Source organism: Pedobacter gandavensis, from assembly GCF_032678745.1.
Taxonomy (GTDB): domain Bacteria; phylum Bacteroidota; class Bacteroidia; order Sphingobacteriales; family Sphingobacteriaceae; genus Pedobacter; species Pedobacter gandavensis_C.
Genome location: NZ_JAVTST010000001.1, coordinates 1,577,340 through 1,593,365, shown reverse-complemented (window position 1 = coordinate 1,593,365; position 16,026 = coordinate 1,577,340). Strand labels below are relative to the sequence as shown.

14 protein-coding genes and 1 riboswitch are annotated in these 16,026 nt (G+C 38.2%); of the genes, 10 read left to right on the top strand and 4 right to left on the bottom strand.

The window, feature by feature from the left end:
* Nucleotides 1-61: 61 nt before the first annotated feature.
* The 9 genes from R2S10_RS06520 (at nt 62) to R2S10_RS06480 (ending at nt 9,326) form a co-directional block, all read left to right on the top strand.
* On the top strand, nt 62-1,210 hold the full coding sequence (locus R2S10_RS06520; RefSeq protein WP_316839640.1) for a glycosyltransferase family 4 protein: 1,149 nt from the start codon (nt 62-64) through the stop codon (nt 1,208-1,210).
* A gap of 11 nt (nt 1,211-1,221) precedes the next feature.
* Nucleotides 1,222-2,322 carry a GNAT family N-acetyltransferase gene (locus R2S10_RS06515; protein ID WP_316839639.1) on the top strand — a complete coding sequence of 367 codons (1,101 nt, stop codon included), beginning with the start codon at nt 1,222-1,224 and terminating at the stop codon, nt 2,320-2,322.
* A complete protein-coding gene (locus R2S10_RS06510; protein ID WP_316839638.1) occupies nt 2,306-3,109 on the top strand; it encodes a phytanoyl-CoA dioxygenase family protein in 804 nt (267 codons plus the stop codon). Before R2S10_RS06515 ends, R2S10_RS06510 begins: the two co-directional genes overlap by 17 nt.
* Nucleotides 3,110-3,137: 28 nt before the next feature.
* Nucleotides 3,138-4,103, top strand: coding sequence for a hypothetical protein (locus R2S10_RS06505; RefSeq protein WP_316839637.1), 966 nt, complete (start codon nt 3,138-3,140; stop codon nt 4,101-4,103).
* Nucleotides 4,100-4,609 (top strand): GNAT family N-acetyltransferase, encoded by a 510-nt coding sequence (locus R2S10_RS06500; RefSeq protein ID WP_316839636.1) that lies wholly within the window; start codon nt 4,100-4,102, stop codon nt 4,607-4,609. The genes R2S10_RS06505 and R2S10_RS06500 overlap by 4 nt, the downstream gene beginning before the upstream one ends.
* Nucleotides 4,610-4,662: 53 nt before the next feature.
* Complete coding sequence (locus R2S10_RS06495) at nt 4,663-5,820, top strand: O-antigen ligase family protein (protein WP_316839635.1); 1,158 nt, start codon at nt 4,663-4,665, stop codon at nt 5,818-5,820.
* Between the two features lie 12 nt (nt 5,821-5,832).
* A complete protein-coding gene (locus R2S10_RS06490; RefSeq protein ID WP_316839634.1) occupies nt 5,833-6,897 on the top strand; it encodes a GNAT family N-acetyltransferase in 1,065 nt (354 codons plus the stop codon).
* 11 nt (nt 6,898-6,908) lie between these two features.
* Nucleotides 6,909-8,819 (top strand): nucleoside-diphosphate sugar epimerase/dehydratase, encoded by a 1,911-nt coding sequence (locus R2S10_RS06485; protein WP_316839633.1) that lies wholly within the window; start codon nt 6,909-6,911, stop codon nt 8,817-8,819.
* A gap of 111 nt (nt 8,820-8,930) precedes the next feature.
* Entirely contained in the window at nt 8,931-9,326 is a 396-nt protein-coding gene (locus tag R2S10_RS06480; RefSeq protein ID WP_316839632.1) for a helix-turn-helix domain-containing protein, read from the top strand.
* A gap of 206 nt (nt 9,327-9,532) precedes the next feature.
* Here the strand turns inward: R2S10_RS06480 and R2S10_RS06475 are convergent, their stop codons facing one another.
* From R2S10_RS06475 to R2S10_RS06460, 4 genes are all read right to left on the bottom strand, one after another.
* Nucleotides 9,533-10,756 (bottom strand): DegT/DnrJ/EryC1/StrS family aminotransferase, encoded by a 1,224-nt coding sequence (locus tag R2S10_RS06475; RefSeq protein ID WP_316839631.1) that lies wholly within the window; start codon nt 10,754-10,756, stop codon nt 9,533-9,535.
* Nucleotides 10,757-10,836: 80 nt separating this feature from the next.
* The gene (locus R2S10_RS06470) at nt 10,837-11,370 is read right to left on the bottom strand and encodes a UpxY family transcription antiterminator (protein ID WP_316839630.1); all 534 of its coding nucleotides are present in this window, start codon (nt 11,368-11,370) and stop codon (nt 10,837-10,839) included.
* Between the two features lie 116 nt (nt 11,371-11,486).
* Complete coding sequence (locus R2S10_RS06465) at nt 11,487-13,763, bottom strand: polysaccharide biosynthesis tyrosine autokinase (RefSeq protein WP_316839629.1); 2,277 nt, start codon at nt 13,761-13,763, stop codon at nt 11,487-11,489.
* Between the two features lie 56 nt (nt 13,764-13,819).
* Nucleotides 13,820-14,572: a polysaccharide biosynthesis/export family protein gene (locus R2S10_RS06460; RefSeq protein WP_316839628.1), complete on the bottom strand. Its 753-nt coding sequence runs from the start codon at nt 14,570-14,572 to the stop codon at nt 13,820-13,822.
* 275 nt (nt 14,573-14,847) lie between these two features.
* Between R2S10_RS06460 and R2S10_RS06455 the strand changes: the two genes are divergently transcribed.
* Entirely contained in the window at nt 14,848-15,729 is an 882-nt protein-coding gene (locus R2S10_RS06455) for a polyphosphate kinase 2 family protein (RefSeq protein ID WP_316839627.1), read from the top strand.
* Between the two features lie 95 nt (nt 15,730-15,824).
* A riboswitch (cobalamin riboswitch) is annotated at nt 15,825-16,013 on the top strand.
* Nucleotides 16,014-16,026 lie beyond the last annotated feature (13 nt).

Sequence of the window (16,026 nt, the reverse complement as noted above, 5' to 3'; positions counted from 1 at the left end):
CTACTATAGCCACCTGAAGCAGGTGGCTTTGTAGTTTTTACTTGTTCTTAAATTTATCGAAATGTACAACTACAGAAAAAGGGTGTTAATCGCCTGTGATTCTTCGCGTACCTTAATGGGTTTTAGGGGTAAATTGATCGAAGAGCTTGTCAAAAACAATGAAGTCCATGTTTTTACACCAAAGATCACCCAGCAAGAGGTCTGCGATAAATTAAAGGCGTTGAATGTAGTGGTTCATGAGAATCATTTAAATGGAAGTAATGTTTCCATACTCTCTGACCTCCGGTATATTTCGAAACTCTATCAGCTTATCAGAAGCATAAAGCCGGATGTCTTTTTTCCTTACACCTTTAAACCGGTAATATACGGAACCGTTATTGCCAAATTCTGTAAAGTCAATTGCATTACCCCAATGCTGACTGGTTTAGGGTATAACTTTACCAGCCATGGCAATAAAAAAAGTCTGGTCAGTACCATCACCAGAAACCTGCTCAAATGGAGTTTGTTGAGCAATCCTCACCTTAGAATTATCTTTCAAAATATAGACGATTACCATAAACTGGTAGAAACCGGAATCATCGGCAAAAGGCACAAGGCATTTGTAGTGAATGGCTCAGGCGTCGATTTGGACCATTATGATTATTCTATTCCCGATACAGTGAATATCAATTTTCTAATGATTTCCAGGCTGATTAATGCCAAAGGCATCAGAGAGTTCTATGAAGCCGCAAAACTGGTTCGTCAACGGTATACCAATATTAGGTTTAAGCTCATTGGTGCTTACGATGATAATATCGATTCTATAAACAAAGAGTTATATGCCGATATAAAGTCAGAACAGGTGATTGAATACCTTGGTGAGGTCACTGATGTTCGCCCGTACATTAAACAAGCCTCTATTTTGGTTTTGCCCTCCTATTATGGAGAAGGAGTGCCAAGGTGTATGCTAGAGGGAATGGCAATGGGGAGAGCTTTAATTACCTGCGATTCTGTGGGCTGTAGAGAGACCGTTGACCCTTCAGAGATCAAACCAAACGGCTTCCTAATTCCCATCAAGAACATCGATGCACTGGTTTCAAAAATGGAGCATTACATCAATAATATTCAGGATATCCTGATTTACGGACTGAATGGAAGAAATTTTGCAAAGCAAAAATTTGATGTAAATCTCGTGAATGCCGAAATGTTAAAAATTATGGAATTGAACTAAAACAAACGACAATGTCTTATTTCGAAAATGACCTACCAGTCCCTATGTATCATATCGTAACCGATCAGGATGCAGAAAAATGGTTTAGTTATGTGAAAAAATCAGTTGATTATGATATTTATCATACGCTCCATTACCACACCTTAGATAAAAGAGGTGAACCCATTCTTTTTGTTTATGAAGAGGGGGAGACCTTCATTGCGTTACCGCTTTTAAAGAGGACAATTGAAAATGCGAATTATTGCGACTTTACCTCTAGTTATGGCTATGCCGGCCCGATTTCCAATAAAAAATTTGAGTCACTGACCAATAGTTTAATCGCTAACTTTAAGTACTCATTTGTCAACTTCATGCAGAAGAATCAGGCTGTCAGCGTTTTCTCCAGATTAAATCCATTCATCAACCAACAGTTTCTCCTGGAAAAGATGGGTGGTTTAAGGAGCAATGGAAAAACCATATATATTGATTTGATGCAACCGATAGAGGAGCAAAGGTCTAAATACGATAAAAGACTTGGCCGACAAATCAGGCAACTCAGGAAAAAAGGGTATGTGGTGAAAGAAGCCGATACTCAGGAAGAAATCCGCTTGTTTACCATCATGTACAATAAGAATATGGAAAGGTTGGAGGCGGATAAAAGTTATTTTTTCACAGAAGAATATTTTAGCGCATTACTTGAAAACTCTGAATTTAATTGCAAGCTGATCCTGATCTATGACGGGGAGGAGATGATTTGTGGTGCTACCGTGATCTGGTCGGATGATGTGATCAGGAATCATTTATCCGCTACCAGCGAATCACATATCCACTTTTCTCCAAGCAAGCTAATTGTGGATGAAATCAGTTTGATTGGAAGAGAGCTGGGAATGAAGTTTTTCCACCTCGGAGGAGGAGTTGGAGGGAAGCAAGATACCCTTTTTAAATTCAAATCTTTATTTTCTGATCTGTTGTTGGATGATAATATCTGGTGTTTTATAGCTGATGAATCTGCGTATAATAAACTCGTAGAGGAGAAAAAGACCGGACAGAGTAAAGATTATTTTCCATTATATAGAAATGTTCAAAATGCTGTCGAACAACCTAAATCATACACAAATGAAAAACAAGTTTAACTACGCAGATGCCACAATTTCTGATTTTGAGTATGCTATCAGTCAGTTTGGTTGGGTAATTTATGAAAATGCCCTGACTGAAGAGTTGATCAATGAAATTACAGGTGATCTCAAAGATGCCTATCATATCAGGCGTCAGATTCAAATAGAAAATGGCATTGATACCAATATGGAAGGAACGCTCCATCATGTTCTGGAACGTGACAATTTCGGCTTGCGTTTTTTGGAACAAATGTTCTGTGACCAGGAAATGAGAGTGTTCTTAGGTGGAAACTACATCTTAAATGGGATGAGTGGCGTAATAAATATGAAAAACGACCGGCCTTATGTTCAAAATGTACATCGTGATCTAAGAAGTTTTACGGGGAATCTAAAGCTGATGATTCAAATGATTGTATTACTGGATGATTTTAAAGTCGATAACGGTGCCACTTATCTACTTTCCGGATCACATAAAGAAGATGTAAAGCCGGATGATGCTTATTTCTACAAGCATGCCGACCGGGCAATCGCCAAAAAAGGCAGTATCATTTTATTTGATTCCAATCTATGGCATGCTGCGGGAAAGAACTATACGGAAGATCCGAGAAGGGTAATTACCTTGAGTTTTACCAAGCCTTTCTTTAAACCCCAGTTAGACTTTCCCAGATTTTTGGGCTATGAATTCGGTGAATCTTTGAATGACCATTTAAGGCAGGTTGTAGGTTATAAGTCCCGTGTTCCAGCCAACTTACAAGAGTTCTATCAGCCTGTTCATTTAAGAATGTACCAGCCTGGACAAGGATAAAACATCGCTAATCATAGCAGATATACTCATGAAAAACTCAGAAATTAAAACAATGGGTGGATATTTTCAGTTGCAACTCTCAAAAGGCAAAGAATATTATCCGGATCTGATCAAATTAAATACTTCAAGAAACGCATTGGAATACCTGCTGGAAATAAAAAAATACAGTAAGGTTTATCTGCCGTATTTTACTTGTGAGGTGATGCTTGAACCTATGCTGAAAATGGGGATTCCATATCAGTTTTATCACATCAATGAACAGCTGGAACCGATATTGGATTTTGAAGTAGCTGAAGGAGAATGCTTATTGTATAATAACTATTTAGGTTTAAAAGAAAAGGCCGTTAAAACCTTAACCGAAAGCCTAAAGAACGTAGTAATTGATAATGCGCAGGCCTTTTTTTCAGCACCACTGCCGGGAGTAGATACCATATATTCCTGCCGTAAGTTTTTTGGTGTTCCGGATGGCGCCTATCTACAACTCAATACCGAGGGTCGTCTGAACATTGATATGGATACTTCTACTTATCGGTTTTCACATTTGATTAAGAGTATTGACTATGGTATAGAACGTGGTTATGCGGACTTCGTTGAGAATGAAAAGGGATTGGCAGACAATGAAATCAGAACCATGTCCTTGTTAACACATGCGATTCTGGACGGTATTGATTATGAATACTGTAAAACCAGAAGAATGGAGAACTTCAGTTTCTTACATGAAAAGCTATCAGCTGTTAACGAATTGGATTTTGATTTTCCGGAACAAGCTGCGGCCATGATGTACCCTTTGTTGGTGTCAAAAACTGGCGTAAAAGAAAAACTAATTGAAGAGAAAATTTTCGTTCCCACCTTTTGGCCTAATGTTTTTAGGTGGACCACAGTAGATACGCTGGAATACAAACTAGCAAAAGAGGTAATTTACTTGCCTATTGACCATCGCTACAGTTTAACAGACATAGAGGAGATGTTAGGCATCTTGAAAAAACTATTATGAAACCATCATTGTATTCGGTATATATAAGACCATTGGTATTAGAGGATGCAAAAGTATCCTATAACTGGAGAAACGATCCCGAGATTTGGACTTTTACAGAGTTTAAACCCGATCGCTACATCTCTCCACAAATGGAAGAGGAATGGTTGAAAACCAAACTCTTTCGTACCGATGAAAAACGATTTGCCATTTGTCTGGCTGGGAATGATCAATATATCGGCAATATACAATTGCTCGAGATAGATCATGAAAAGGCCTGGTATCACTTGTTTATTGGGGAAAAGATATTTTGGGGGCAGGGGATCTCTCAAAAAGCAACACAACAGCTGTTAGCTTATGCCTTCTCTGAATTGGATTTGAAAATGATCCTCCTGGAAGTACACCCAGATAATATTGCAGCTAGAACAGTGTACAAAAAAATGGGTTTTCAGACTGTTGGAAACAACAATGGAACCGGATTTTTAAAGATGAGGTTAAGAAAAACGGAGTTTTTCGCCGAACACTAAAGCCAGAAATTTCTGTCTTGATCAATGCTTTTGCTCATTTAATCACAACAGTTATGAAACTATTGAAGTTTGCTGTTTTACTATTGATCTTCTGTAATCTTCCTAGTTACACCTTGATTCATGTAAATGCAGGGATAGGCTCTATGCTAAGTTATAGTATCTTTCTTTTGATCATCGCCTACTTTTTTCTGGGCGAAAAGGAAAAACCATCATTGCCATTTATGGTGTTTGGAATTTTATTTTCTATGATCTCTTTAATGGTCAGCACTCAGTTCTCAGATGGCTTTCCCATTACTTTTTTCAAGTATTTCATTTTTATCATCATGGTACCAACGGTGATCAAGGATGTTAAAAACGTTGATATCTACTGTGTTCTATTGATCGGGAGTTTAAGTATACTCTATGAAGCTGCTTTGGTGACAGGTATTGGAGGCCGATATAGTGGATTTTATTTAAACCCCAATTTGGCGGGTTGTGCCTGTGTATTGGGGTATGCCATTGGTTTAACCATTGAACAGAAGAAATTGAGATTCGTAGGACAGTTGTTGTTCTCCTTCTCCGGACTCGTTACTTTTTCCAGAACATTCTTAATCATATGGATACTAATCAATCTTTTTTCGCTATTGATTAGTTATAAGAACGTCTACAGAATGCTGGCTTGCCTGGCTTTGTTTACCATATTTCTTTCATTTGGGAATAAGCTAGACCTCAATCTTAAAAGGCTGAACGCTTTCTCAGAGATCCTGGATGGTAAAATCGACAGTGATTTAAAAGAAGGATCCAGAACAGAAACCTGGGCACTTTATTATGATAAAATTTTAGACCAACCCCTCTGGGGAAATGGATACCATAGCTTTAGTGGGCAAAGTGCCGGAGCAGAAGACGATCGTTTTGTGGTTAAATTAGGTGTTCACAATACCTTTTTAATGGTTTTGGGAGAAGCCGGAATTTTTGCCCTGCTCTATTTTCTATGGGTTTATGGCTATTTAATAGTAAAGGGAGTACAATTCTTTAAGCAGAATCCTTCCATCTTTTTGTTGTCTTTTTCCCTGGTGCTATTTATGTTAACCACCCATAATTATTTTGATAACTACCTGATATTGTTTAGCTCATTATGGTTATATCGTCAAACCTATAAATTGAGAAGTGCCAGTAAAGCAGAAGTCGTTCTTAGACCATTAAACAGGGACGTTTTACACCTCACCATCTAAATTAACATCATCATGATTAAAACCGTCACACTATCTCAAAAAGAAGATTGGGATTTCTATGTCCAAAATTCATTTATCCATGATTTCTACCATACATGGCAATACCATACGCTCGATAAAAGCGGGGTAGCGCTACTATTGGTTTATGAAGAGGACAATGCTTATATCGCATTTCCCTTGCTTAAAAGGGAGATTCCTGACTCGCCATTCTTTGACCTATGTTCTGTGTATGGTTATCCAGGCCCCATTGCCAATGTAGAAATTCAATACATTAAGGAGGAACTCATACAAAACTTTAAGAATTCATTTTTGAATTACCTTAGAGAAGAGAAAATCGTTTCTGTCTTTTCGAGACTTCATCCATTCTTTTCTCAGGATCGGCTGATCAGTGATTTTGATGGGATCCATAACAATGGCCAAACTGTAGCAATAGACCTGAGCCTACCCATTGAAGTACAGCGTAAAAAATATAAATCGGATACCTTCAGGTCTATTAAAAAAAGTTGGAAAAAAGGCTTTTGGATTAAAGAAACTAAGGAGATCGAAGACGTTGATATCTTTATTGAGATATATAAAGAAAATATGCAACGTATTCACTCCACAGAATACTATCTGTTTGATCGGCAGTATTTTCTGGGTTTGATCAACTCTGAGGAATTTGATTGCAGATTGTTATTGGTTTGTGCAGAAAATGAAGTGATGTGTGGCACCTTGATTATTTTAACGCATGGTATCATTCAGGGGCATTTAATTGCTACAAAAAATGCCTATCTAAGAGAGTCCCCAGCTAAATTCCTGGTAGATGGAATTTCCGTGATTGGCCGCAATGAAGGGATGAAATACATGAATCTGGGCGGTGGATTAGGCTTTAAAAAGGATTCTTTATTTCAATGGAAATCATCCTTCTCTGACCTTTTCTTAGATTATAAAAGTTTTAGATTTATCGTCAATCCTAGTGCATATAAGGCCCTGGTTGATAAAACAGGATTGAGTAAGCACATCAATATTGATTTCTTCCCGCTATACCGGGCAGTGTTAAATTTTATGACCTACGGTTGTTTTCATTTAATAGTTTAAATTCTAATGCCATGAAAAACCTCTTGTTTCGCGATAAAACGTATTCACGTTGGTTGATACTAATGATCGATCAGGTCATTGTTTCCTTCACGCTTTTTATGTCTTTCATGCTCATCAATAAGTTTGATTATACACAGCTTTTTTATTCTAATTTCCTTGTTTATGCCAGTGTGTATAGCTTGATTGCTGTGAGCGTGTTTATAGGTATGCGCATCCATACCGGAATTATAAGGTATTCCAATACGCAGGATATTGTACGGATATTTATGGCGGTATTGTTGACCAGCTTTATTTTTACCATCTTAAGTAAGGTGTTTTTGATCCCTCGTTTTCAGATTTCATCAAAATGGTTTCCGGAGATCATGATTATGAATTTCTTTGTATCCTCCTCATTGTTGATCATTTTAAGAGTAGCGGTGAAAAGTCTGTTTGCCTATATCAAAACAATGGAGCCTTGTGATCAGAAAGAGAACATTTTAATTTATGGTTCCGGTAGTGATTCCATTCTTGTTAAAAAGGCGCTTGATGCTGGAAAGGCGAATGACCTGAATGTGTTTGCCTTTGTAGATGACAATGAAGATAAAATCAACAAGCATATCGAACAGAAAAATGTATATCATTCTAGGTCCATTGAAACGTTGCAGCGCAAGTTTAACATTCAAAAGGTATTGTTTGTAGGGGATGATCTGAATGTAAATGGGAAGAAAGTAACCATTGATAAATGCATAGAATTGGGTATAAAAGTAGTAACGGTACCTCAATCTGATAAATGGTTATATGGTAAGCTAACTCCAAATCAAATCAAGGACTTGAAAATTGAGGATTTATTACATAGAGAGCCAATTGTATTAACCAAGAATAACATCTTACGGGAAATGGAGGGGAAACGTATTCTCATTACCGGAGCTGCAGGCTCTATAGGATCCGAAATTGTACGTCAGATTATTGGCTTCAACCCGGAGTATGTGGTGTTGTGCGATCAGGCTGAAACGCCGCTGCACGATCTGCAATTAGAAATAGACGACGACTTTCAAGGTGCAAAAACTCATATCGTGATGGCTAATATTCAAAACAGAGCCAGAATGAAAGCGATATTTGAAGAATATCAACCCCAAATAGTTTTCCATGCTGCGGCTTATAAACACGTACCGATGATGGAAAACAATCCTTCAGAAGCGATTTTAACAAATGTACTGGGGACAAAAAATATAGCGGATTTGTCACTAGTATATGGAGTGGAAAAATTTGTCATGATCTCCACTGATAAAGCGGTGCGGCCTACCAATATCATGGGTGCCTCCAAACGACTTGCCGAAATGTACATTCAATCGCTTAATCGTAATTTAAGCCTGTCAGGTACTACCAGATTTATTACCACAAGGTTTGGTAATGTGTTGGGTTCTAATGGCTCAGTTATCCCAAGATTTAAAGCACAGATCGAACGCGGTGGGCCAGTTGCAGTGACCCATCCAGAGATCACCAGGTATTTTATGACCATTCCCGAATCAGTACAATTGGTTCTTGAAGCTGCAGCGATGGGGAACGGTGGGGAAATCTATCTCTTTGACATGGGCGAACCAGTTAAAATACTGGACCTGGCCATTAATATGATCAAATTAGCTGGATTGGTGCCAGACAAAGATGTAAAGATCATCTTTACGGGACTTCGACCTGGAGAGAAACTATATGAAGAACTTTTGCTGGTAGAAGAACAAACCATTTCTACCTATCACCCTAAAATTAAGATATCTAAAATCATCAATCATAGCGTGTTTTACATACAAAATGTAATAGAAGAATTGCTATTGCTTAATAATTTGAACAATGACTATGCAATGGTGAAAAAAATGAAGGAAATTATCCCTGATTTCAAAAGTAAAAACTCAAAATTTGAGGATATGGATCATTATATTGTTGGATAATGACCAGATAATTTTTTAATTACTTTTCTCTTGTTTTATTGTCAGATTTTTGTTATTTTTAATATAGATCTCATCCCTTTAATTCTGGTTTCATTAAAAACACTTATCACTATGAATTTAAATGTAGGTCAGGTAATTGAGCATGTTGTAAGAAAGGATCATATGGGAATCACCGAGCTTTCCAGGAAGCTTCATGTGAGCAGAAGAACCATTTATAACTGGTTTGATCAGGAATCCTTGAATTTTGATATTATTTGTAAAATTGGAAATGTCATGAATCATGATTTTTCTGAGGAATTTCCAGATGACTTTGCACGTTTACGGGATGAAGCCAGGGCGAAGAAAAACGCATTAATGGATACTGAAGATAATTCGACGCCAAATTATTCTGGCGCTGTAAATTACTGGATGAATAAGTACATCCAACTCCTTGAAAAATATAACGAGCTGTTGAGTCAGAGATATCCTAATACTTATCTGGATAAAGAAATGATGTCTGAAGAATAACAAAAACCCTTTCTGTAAAAGAATCAGTTCATCTAAAAGATGATAGAGGTGCCCAAAAAAATTGGACACCTTTTTTTTTGACAATAAAAAAGGAGGTCTGTTTACAGACCTCCTTTTTTATAACGAGCAAGAAAAACCAAGAATATTATTCAAATAGATCGGTGGGTTTAATAGTAAAGTTTGTCATGGATTTGGTGGATATAAAATTATTTCATGGAGTTCAGGTCGTTGATTTCGGTTTCAATCTTATCTGCGATGAGTATGCCGAAATTGTCTTTAGCAGGAGCATCTTCATAATTCTGGGTTCTTAAAATGATACGGCAAATCATATCCAAATCGGGGAAGGTTAAAGTATGGTATAATGGTAAACAAACAATCCTTTTGGTAATGTCATCGCAAACCGGCATAGCTACCTGATCTACATAGGGTAGGGTAGATAAGGAAGGAGAAAAATACCTTCTGCAGTATATTTTCGCCATTTCCAGTTTTTCTGTACAACGCTCTCTCAGTTGTTCAGTTTCAAATAATACAGGGAAGTAGGCGTAGTTGTAATCATTGTCTTTATTTAACTTAGGGAAACGGCCTTTAATCTGTCCTAAGCGCTGGTAATAATGGAAAGAGAGTGATTTTCTCTTTTTCAAAATCTCATCTACATATTTCAAATTACATAAACCCATAGCGGCATGAAACTCGCAGTTTTTACCGTTTATGCCTAGTCCGGCGAAGCTCTCCGGACCGCTGTGCCCGAAATTACGGATGTGCTGCATTTTCTTTAAAAGATCAGGATCCCTGGTGAAAACAGCTCCTCCTTCTATGGTATGGAATAATTTGGTGGCATGAAAGCTGGTCGCAGTGATGTCTCCATAATCGAATACAGATTTGTTTTTGTACTGAGTACCGAAACAATGTGCAGCATCATAGATCACCTTTAGACCGTATTTGTCGGCTATAGCCTGGATCGCATCAATGTCGCAGGGATTTCCATAAACATGTGTGGCCAGAATAGCGGAAGTTTGAGGAGTGATGGCCGCCTCAATTTTAGTTGGATCAATGTTAAAGGTTTCAGGATCGATATCCACATAAACGGGTTTGCAGCCTTCCCAGACAATACTACTGGTGGTAGCTACATAAGAAAAGGGCGTGGTAATAATCTCACCCTGGAGCCCTAAAGCTTTAATGGCCAGTTGTAATGCGAAGGTTCCATTACAAACGAACAGCATATGATCTACATTCAGATAATGCTTAAGTTTTAACTCAAGGTCATTGAGCAAAGGACCGTTATTGGTCAGCCATTGACGTTCCCAAATGCTGTCAATATATTCTTTGAATTCATCTTCCTTTGGAAGAAATGGTTTAGTTACAGGAATCATCTTTTTAAGTTTTAATGATGAAATGGTATTGCCTGAAGCATGGCCATTAATGAGGAACATTATTGGTCAGCTTTCTTATTTCTAAGGAAAAGGGATGTATTGCTATTGATGCTCCGGCTTAGGGAGCGGCAGAGTCGGAATTATATTGCGGTATTCAACATCACATCAGCAATTGGAACACTACTCACTACTGCGCAGTTTAAATGATCAAATACCAGAAGAACATGCTTCCCACGTACTTTGATCACAGTTCCTTCCTGATCGTAAAAAATACCGTGTTTAATCCGGATGCGGTCGCCAGAATTCAGTTCCTGGTCGCTAATCACCTCACATTGTATGTTTTTTTGTATCAGGTCTTCCATCTTTTCAATGATATGATCTCTGATGATCGCGGGTTTTCCCATGTAATAAATGAAATTCAGTACCCCTAAGGTTTGTCGGACTTTATACTCTTCGCATTCATTAACCCAGACAAAAACATAGCCGCTAAAGAGCGGTAACTCAACTACTTTTTTTCGATCCGCCCATTGATTGGTCACAATACGTAGGGGGCAGTAGGATTTAATATCCTGTATTTTCAACAATTTGTCTACTTTTTTTTCCCATCTCGGACGGGTGTAAATGACAAGCCAGCGTCTGTTAAAAGTACATCTGGAACCAAATTGATTTTCCATATTGAGAAGTTTTAGGTTGCAAGACAATAGTGACTGCTCCAAAAAAAGCACAAAGCTTCGCTACATCACTTACATGATGAGTACAATGAAATGCTTAAATCAGGGCTGATTTTTGACTAGTTTTTTGAGACTTCAAAACCATATCCGTATCCAAACCCGCCATATCCATAGGTATTGCTATTCTCAACTTTTGCATCATTAAACACGACCATAGGGTTAGTCAGTTTTTTATAATACAAAATATCTTTTAATATGTTTAGTTGTAATTTATCCGTGTAATTATAACGTATCAGGTAAATGCTCAAATCGGTATAAGCAGATAGGCTGAAGGCATCGGCAACCTGTCCTACAGGAGCTGTATCAATGATCACATAATCAAATCTGCTTTTCAATTCCTCTATGAGCTTTCCAATTTTTGGATGCATCATCAACTCCGCCGGATTGGTGGTGATCGGCCCGCAATCCACCACAATTAAATCATGGTATTTTCTTGAATTCATCAGGAGTTCATCAATGGTCACCTCTGGATTTAACAGGTAATCGGTGATGCCAATTTTTGAATCCAGGTGTAGCTTTTGGAGTAACTGAGGTTCCCTCATGTCGAATTCCAATAACACTACCTTTTTATTTACCGAAGCTAAAGTCAGCCCCAGGTTAATAGAGAAAAAGGTTTTTCCTTCCGATTTCATACAGGAAGTCACGAGCATCACCTGATCAGGAACGCCATGGTTCATGAAATGCAGGTTACTTCGGATATACCGGAACAATTCCGTGATGGTAGACCTGCTATTATGATCTATAATGGCTGCTTCATTCTTGTTGATGTGATTTAATACCCCTAAAACAGGAACCCCAGTTAACAGTTCTATGTCTTTTACATCTGTCACTTTATTGTTCAACATCGACCTGCCATAAATGACCGCTCCGGGAACCAGGAAGCCTATAAAGCCGGCACAAAGGTACACGAGCTCTTTCTTCGGACTTACTGGCACACTATTGTAAGCGGGCCTATCGATGATCTGAGAGGTAGGAATAGTAGCCGATAGAGAAAGTGTGGTTTCTTCTCTTTTTTGTAAGAGATATCGGTATAATCCTGATTTTACACTTTGCTCTCTGCTTCTTTCTAATAAACCACGTTCCACAGCTGGTACTGCACGTACCTTAGAGTTAAACCTGGAATTCATGGCCTGCTGACTATTTCTTTCGATTTGCAAGCCTCTTTTTATGTTCTGCAGGTTCTCCTGAATATTCGCTTTTAAACTAACCAATTGAGCGGTCAGGTTTTGTACCAATGGGTTACTTTCTTCTGAGCTTCTCAGCATTTTTGCCCTTTCCTGTTGTGTGGCATTGTACTTGGCCGTTAAATCATTTAAAGTCGCATTGTTAATGTTTAAGGCGCTAGGAACTACATTTAAATTGTTATTTTGAAGGTATTTTTCAAGGGAACCAAGGATACTGAGCTGGGTATTTGTAGAAGATAACAGCTGACTGTATTCCCCGGATTTAGTCACATTCATCTGCGCATCCGTACCCATATCAGTCACCATGTTGTCTTGTTTGTAATTCTCCACATCATGCTCCACACCGGATAAATCCTGACTTAGAGATTTCAATCTTTTATCAATAAAATTGATGGTATTTACGGCAATCAGGTTTTTCCGGATCACATCCTCCTGATTGTAAGTTTTGATGAGTACATTGAGGATGTCCATTCCCCTTTGAGGGACGTTGTCATTAAGACTGATGACAATCGTATTCGCTTCTTTTACTATCGGCTGCACAACTAAGCCTGATAGACTATAGGATTCGGCCATGCGGTTCAAATTCCTGAACTTTAGCTTTACCGTTTGGGTATAGTCTTGAAATGCAGGCCCCTTGCTAACGATCATTTTATAACCAGGTTTCTGCACCACACTGTCGTATGGCAATATCCATTGCTGTTTTCCGTCTTTTAAAGTATATTGTTGATCATCATAAGGGCTAACTTCTGGCTTTTTAAGGTAGCCACTTGTATTTACGCCAATCAAAGTCACCTTTATAGGTAAATTTTTACCGTATAGCTCTTCATCTTTTAAACGGCCTTTTAAGAAATATGCAGTTTCTAAAGAAAGCGCTTTCAGCGTTTTATGAATCAGGTCTCTGGAACGCAGAACTTCCATTTCATTGTCTGCTTTCCGATCGCTGCGGAACATATTTAAATCGCTAAATGCACTCTCTTTAATTTCCCCCTGTCCCTTTCTATCATCCTGAACCAATAAAGTGCTGCTTATCTTGTATTTAGGGCTGAGTGTTTGCAGATAAACAAACGCGCATCCAATGCTGAGTACAAAAGCCAGCATAAAAATATACCAGTATTTGGAGTATTTCTGAAGTTGTTCTCTTAAATTTTCCATCGTAGAGGCGATTTTTGATAAACCGTTGATTTCCTGTTTTTATTAAAATGGCAAGGTTATTTGATCACTGCAGTGATTAATACAGCCACAGCTGAAATACATGCAGTGATGATCGGTAATGCCCGGTTGTTGGAACTTGATTCCTTTTCTTTTGATTTGTCAGGCTCTACATAGACAATATCATTTTGTTTCAAATGAAAATATGGAGAGTCGTAAATGTTCTTATCATTAAGATTTAAGCGGGTCATGTTGCGGACGCCGTTTTCTTCCCTGATGACCAGCACATTTTCTCTTTTACCATAAACAGTCATGTCGCCAGCCATACCTAAGGCTTCTAACAAATTAATTTGTTCTCCCGGAACATTCAATGAGGCAGGTTGATTTACTTCCCCTATAACGGTAATCTTAAAGTTAACAAGTTGCAGGTCTACATAAGGGTCCTTAATTTGTTTTCTGAGAACTTGTGTAATCAAAGCTTGTGCCTCTTCCAGACTTAATCCTTCAACTTTTACTTCCCCAATAAGTGGTAAGGCAATGTTTCCTTCATTGTTGATCCTAAATCCACCCTTGCTATTTATTGCGGGTTTGTTGTTGTTACTATTTGCACTGGCAAAGAGTACATTGTATTCCGTGTTTAAGCTCGTCAGTGAGATATTTAACTGGTCGTTCTTTTGAAGTTTTAGCTCTGGTGCATTTCTGATTTGATCTTGAGAAACGTTAGATAGGTTGCTGAAATACACTAAATTTCTTTGTGGCGCACAGCCAAGTATAATCAGCGAAGCGAATAATGCAAAGGTTAAATTTTTCATTTTGATCTAGGTTAGATGATTTAACTAATTGATATTCCAGGGATTCTTAGAATAAAGTTAGATAAATAATAAACCATAAGAACTGAAGTTGTTCAACTTGTAATTTAGATTGTAAACGTTCACAGATTTTGTTTACGAAAGTGAGAAAGTTGAAAAACAGGTTTACACAGATGAGGCTAAAAGATGACAGTTGATTACAATCTTTAAAGGAAATCTAAACATTCAGCTCTAAATAGTGTTTTCTTCTAAACTCCCTACGGACCATTAAAAAGCGGATGAAAAAAGAAATCGATCAGGCCCGGGCTGTTCCCGGGAAGAAATTCTCCCTAAAGGATTACGATACCATTTATAAAGGTGATATGGAAAAGGAAGCTGGAAAAGCTGAACTGGACCTGACCAAAGAAGAGCTGAGCAAATTGCAGGAAACTCTGTATGCTGCAGATTCACACTCCGTTCTTATTATATTTCAGGCGATGGATGCCGCCGGAAAAGATAGTGCTATTGCTCATGTGATGTCTGGATTAAACCCGCAAGGTTGTCAGGTGTATAGTTTTAAAACACCCACCTCAGAAGAATATGACCATGATTTTTTATGGCGACACTATAAAGCGTTACCTGAAAGAGGCCGGATAGGTATTCACAACAGATCGCATTACGAGAATGTACTTGTTTGTAAGGTTCATCCGGAATATGTGCTTAAAGAAAAAATCCCAGGATATACTGCTGTAAAGAATATCGATGATAAGTTTTGGAAACGCAGATATGAAAGCATCCGGAATTTTGAAAAACACATTTCTGATAATGGAACTGTGGTGATCAAATTTTTCCTTTATGTCTCTAAAGAGGAGCAAAAGGAACGGTTTTTAGAACGGATTGATAACCCTGTTAAAAACTGGAAGTTCTCTTCTTCCGACATTACAGAACGGGAAAAATGGAATGATTATATGAATGCTTACGAGGATGCAATTAATGAAACGACTACAGAGCAAGCGCCATGGTATATCATTCCGGCAGATAAAAAGTGGTATGCCAGGTTATTGATCAGCCAGGTTCTGGAGCATCACTTACAAGGAATGGATCTTAAGTTCCCAGTGTTGGGGGAGGAGGAATCAGCCAAACTCGAAGAAATACAAAGAAGTCTATTACTCGGGGGCTAAAATTTGTTACTCCCGGATTCCCTGCTTTCCAGGCTAAATAATGGCCCTGGATTTTATATCAATGGCTAAAGTTTGTTCTTAGTAGGATTATTAAGTACATTTGCCACGCTTTTGGTTCCCGGTAAGTTTATCGGGATTAAAAGGGAATACGGTGTGAATCCGGAACTGTCCCGCAGCTGTAAGCTCTATAACGGTATTCAAATCAAGGCCACTTTTTTAACAGATTGGGAAGGCAGGATCACCGGGAGTAAGTCAGAAGACCTGCCATAAGTAGAATATTTCATAGCTTTCGGGGAT

Excerpts from the sequence above, each read along its gene's own strand:
- R2S10_RS06520 (WP_316839640.1), top strand. The coding sequence starts at position 62 with ATGTACAACTACAGAAAAAGGGTGTTAATCGCCTGTGATTCTTCGCGT.
- R2S10_RS06515 (WP_316839639.1), top strand. The coding sequence starts at position 1,222 with ATGTCTTATTTCGAAAATGACCTACCAGTCCCTATGTATCATATCGTA.
- R2S10_RS06510 (WP_316839638.1), top strand. The coding sequence starts at position 2,306 with ATGAAAAACAAGTTTAACTACGCAGATGCCACAATTTCTGATTTTGAG.
- R2S10_RS06505 (WP_316839637.1), top strand. The coding sequence starts at position 3,138 with ATGAAAAACTCAGAAATTAAAACAATGGGTGGATATTTTCAGTTGCAA.
- R2S10_RS06500 (WP_316839636.1), top strand. The coding sequence starts at position 4,100 with ATGAAACCATCATTGTATTCGGTATATATAAGACCATTGGTATTAGAG.
- R2S10_RS06495 (WP_316839635.1), top strand. The coding sequence starts at position 4,663 with ATGAAACTATTGAAGTTTGCTGTTTTACTATTGATCTTCTGTAATCTT.
- R2S10_RS06490 (WP_316839634.1), top strand. The coding sequence starts at position 5,833 with ATGATTAAAACCGTCACACTATCTCAAAAAGAAGATTGGGATTTCTAT.
- R2S10_RS06485 (WP_316839633.1), top strand. The coding sequence starts at position 6,909 with ATGAAAAACCTCTTGTTTCGCGATAAAACGTATTCACGTTGGTTGATA.
- R2S10_RS06480 (WP_316839632.1), top strand. The coding sequence starts at position 8,931 with ATGAATTTAAATGTAGGTCAGGTAATTGAGCATGTTGTAAGAAAGGAT.
- R2S10_RS06475 (WP_316839631.1), bottom strand. The coding sequence starts at position 10,756 with ATGTTCCTCATTAATGGCCATGCTTCAGGCAATACCATTTCATCATTA.
- R2S10_RS06470 (WP_316839630.1), bottom strand. The coding sequence starts at position 11,370 with ATGGAAAATCAATTTGGTTCCAGATGTACTTTTAACAGACGCTGGCTT.
- R2S10_RS06465 (WP_316839629.1), bottom strand. The coding sequence starts at position 13,763 with ATGGAAAATTTAAGAGAACAACTTCAGAAATACTCCAAATACTGGTAT.
- R2S10_RS06460 (WP_316839628.1), bottom strand. The coding sequence starts at position 14,572 with ATGAAAAATTTAACCTTTGCATTATTCGCTTCGCTGATTATACTTGGC.
- R2S10_RS06455 (WP_316839627.1), top strand. The coding sequence starts at position 14,848 with ATGAAAAAAGAAATCGATCAGGCCCGGGCTGTTCCCGGGAAGAAATTC.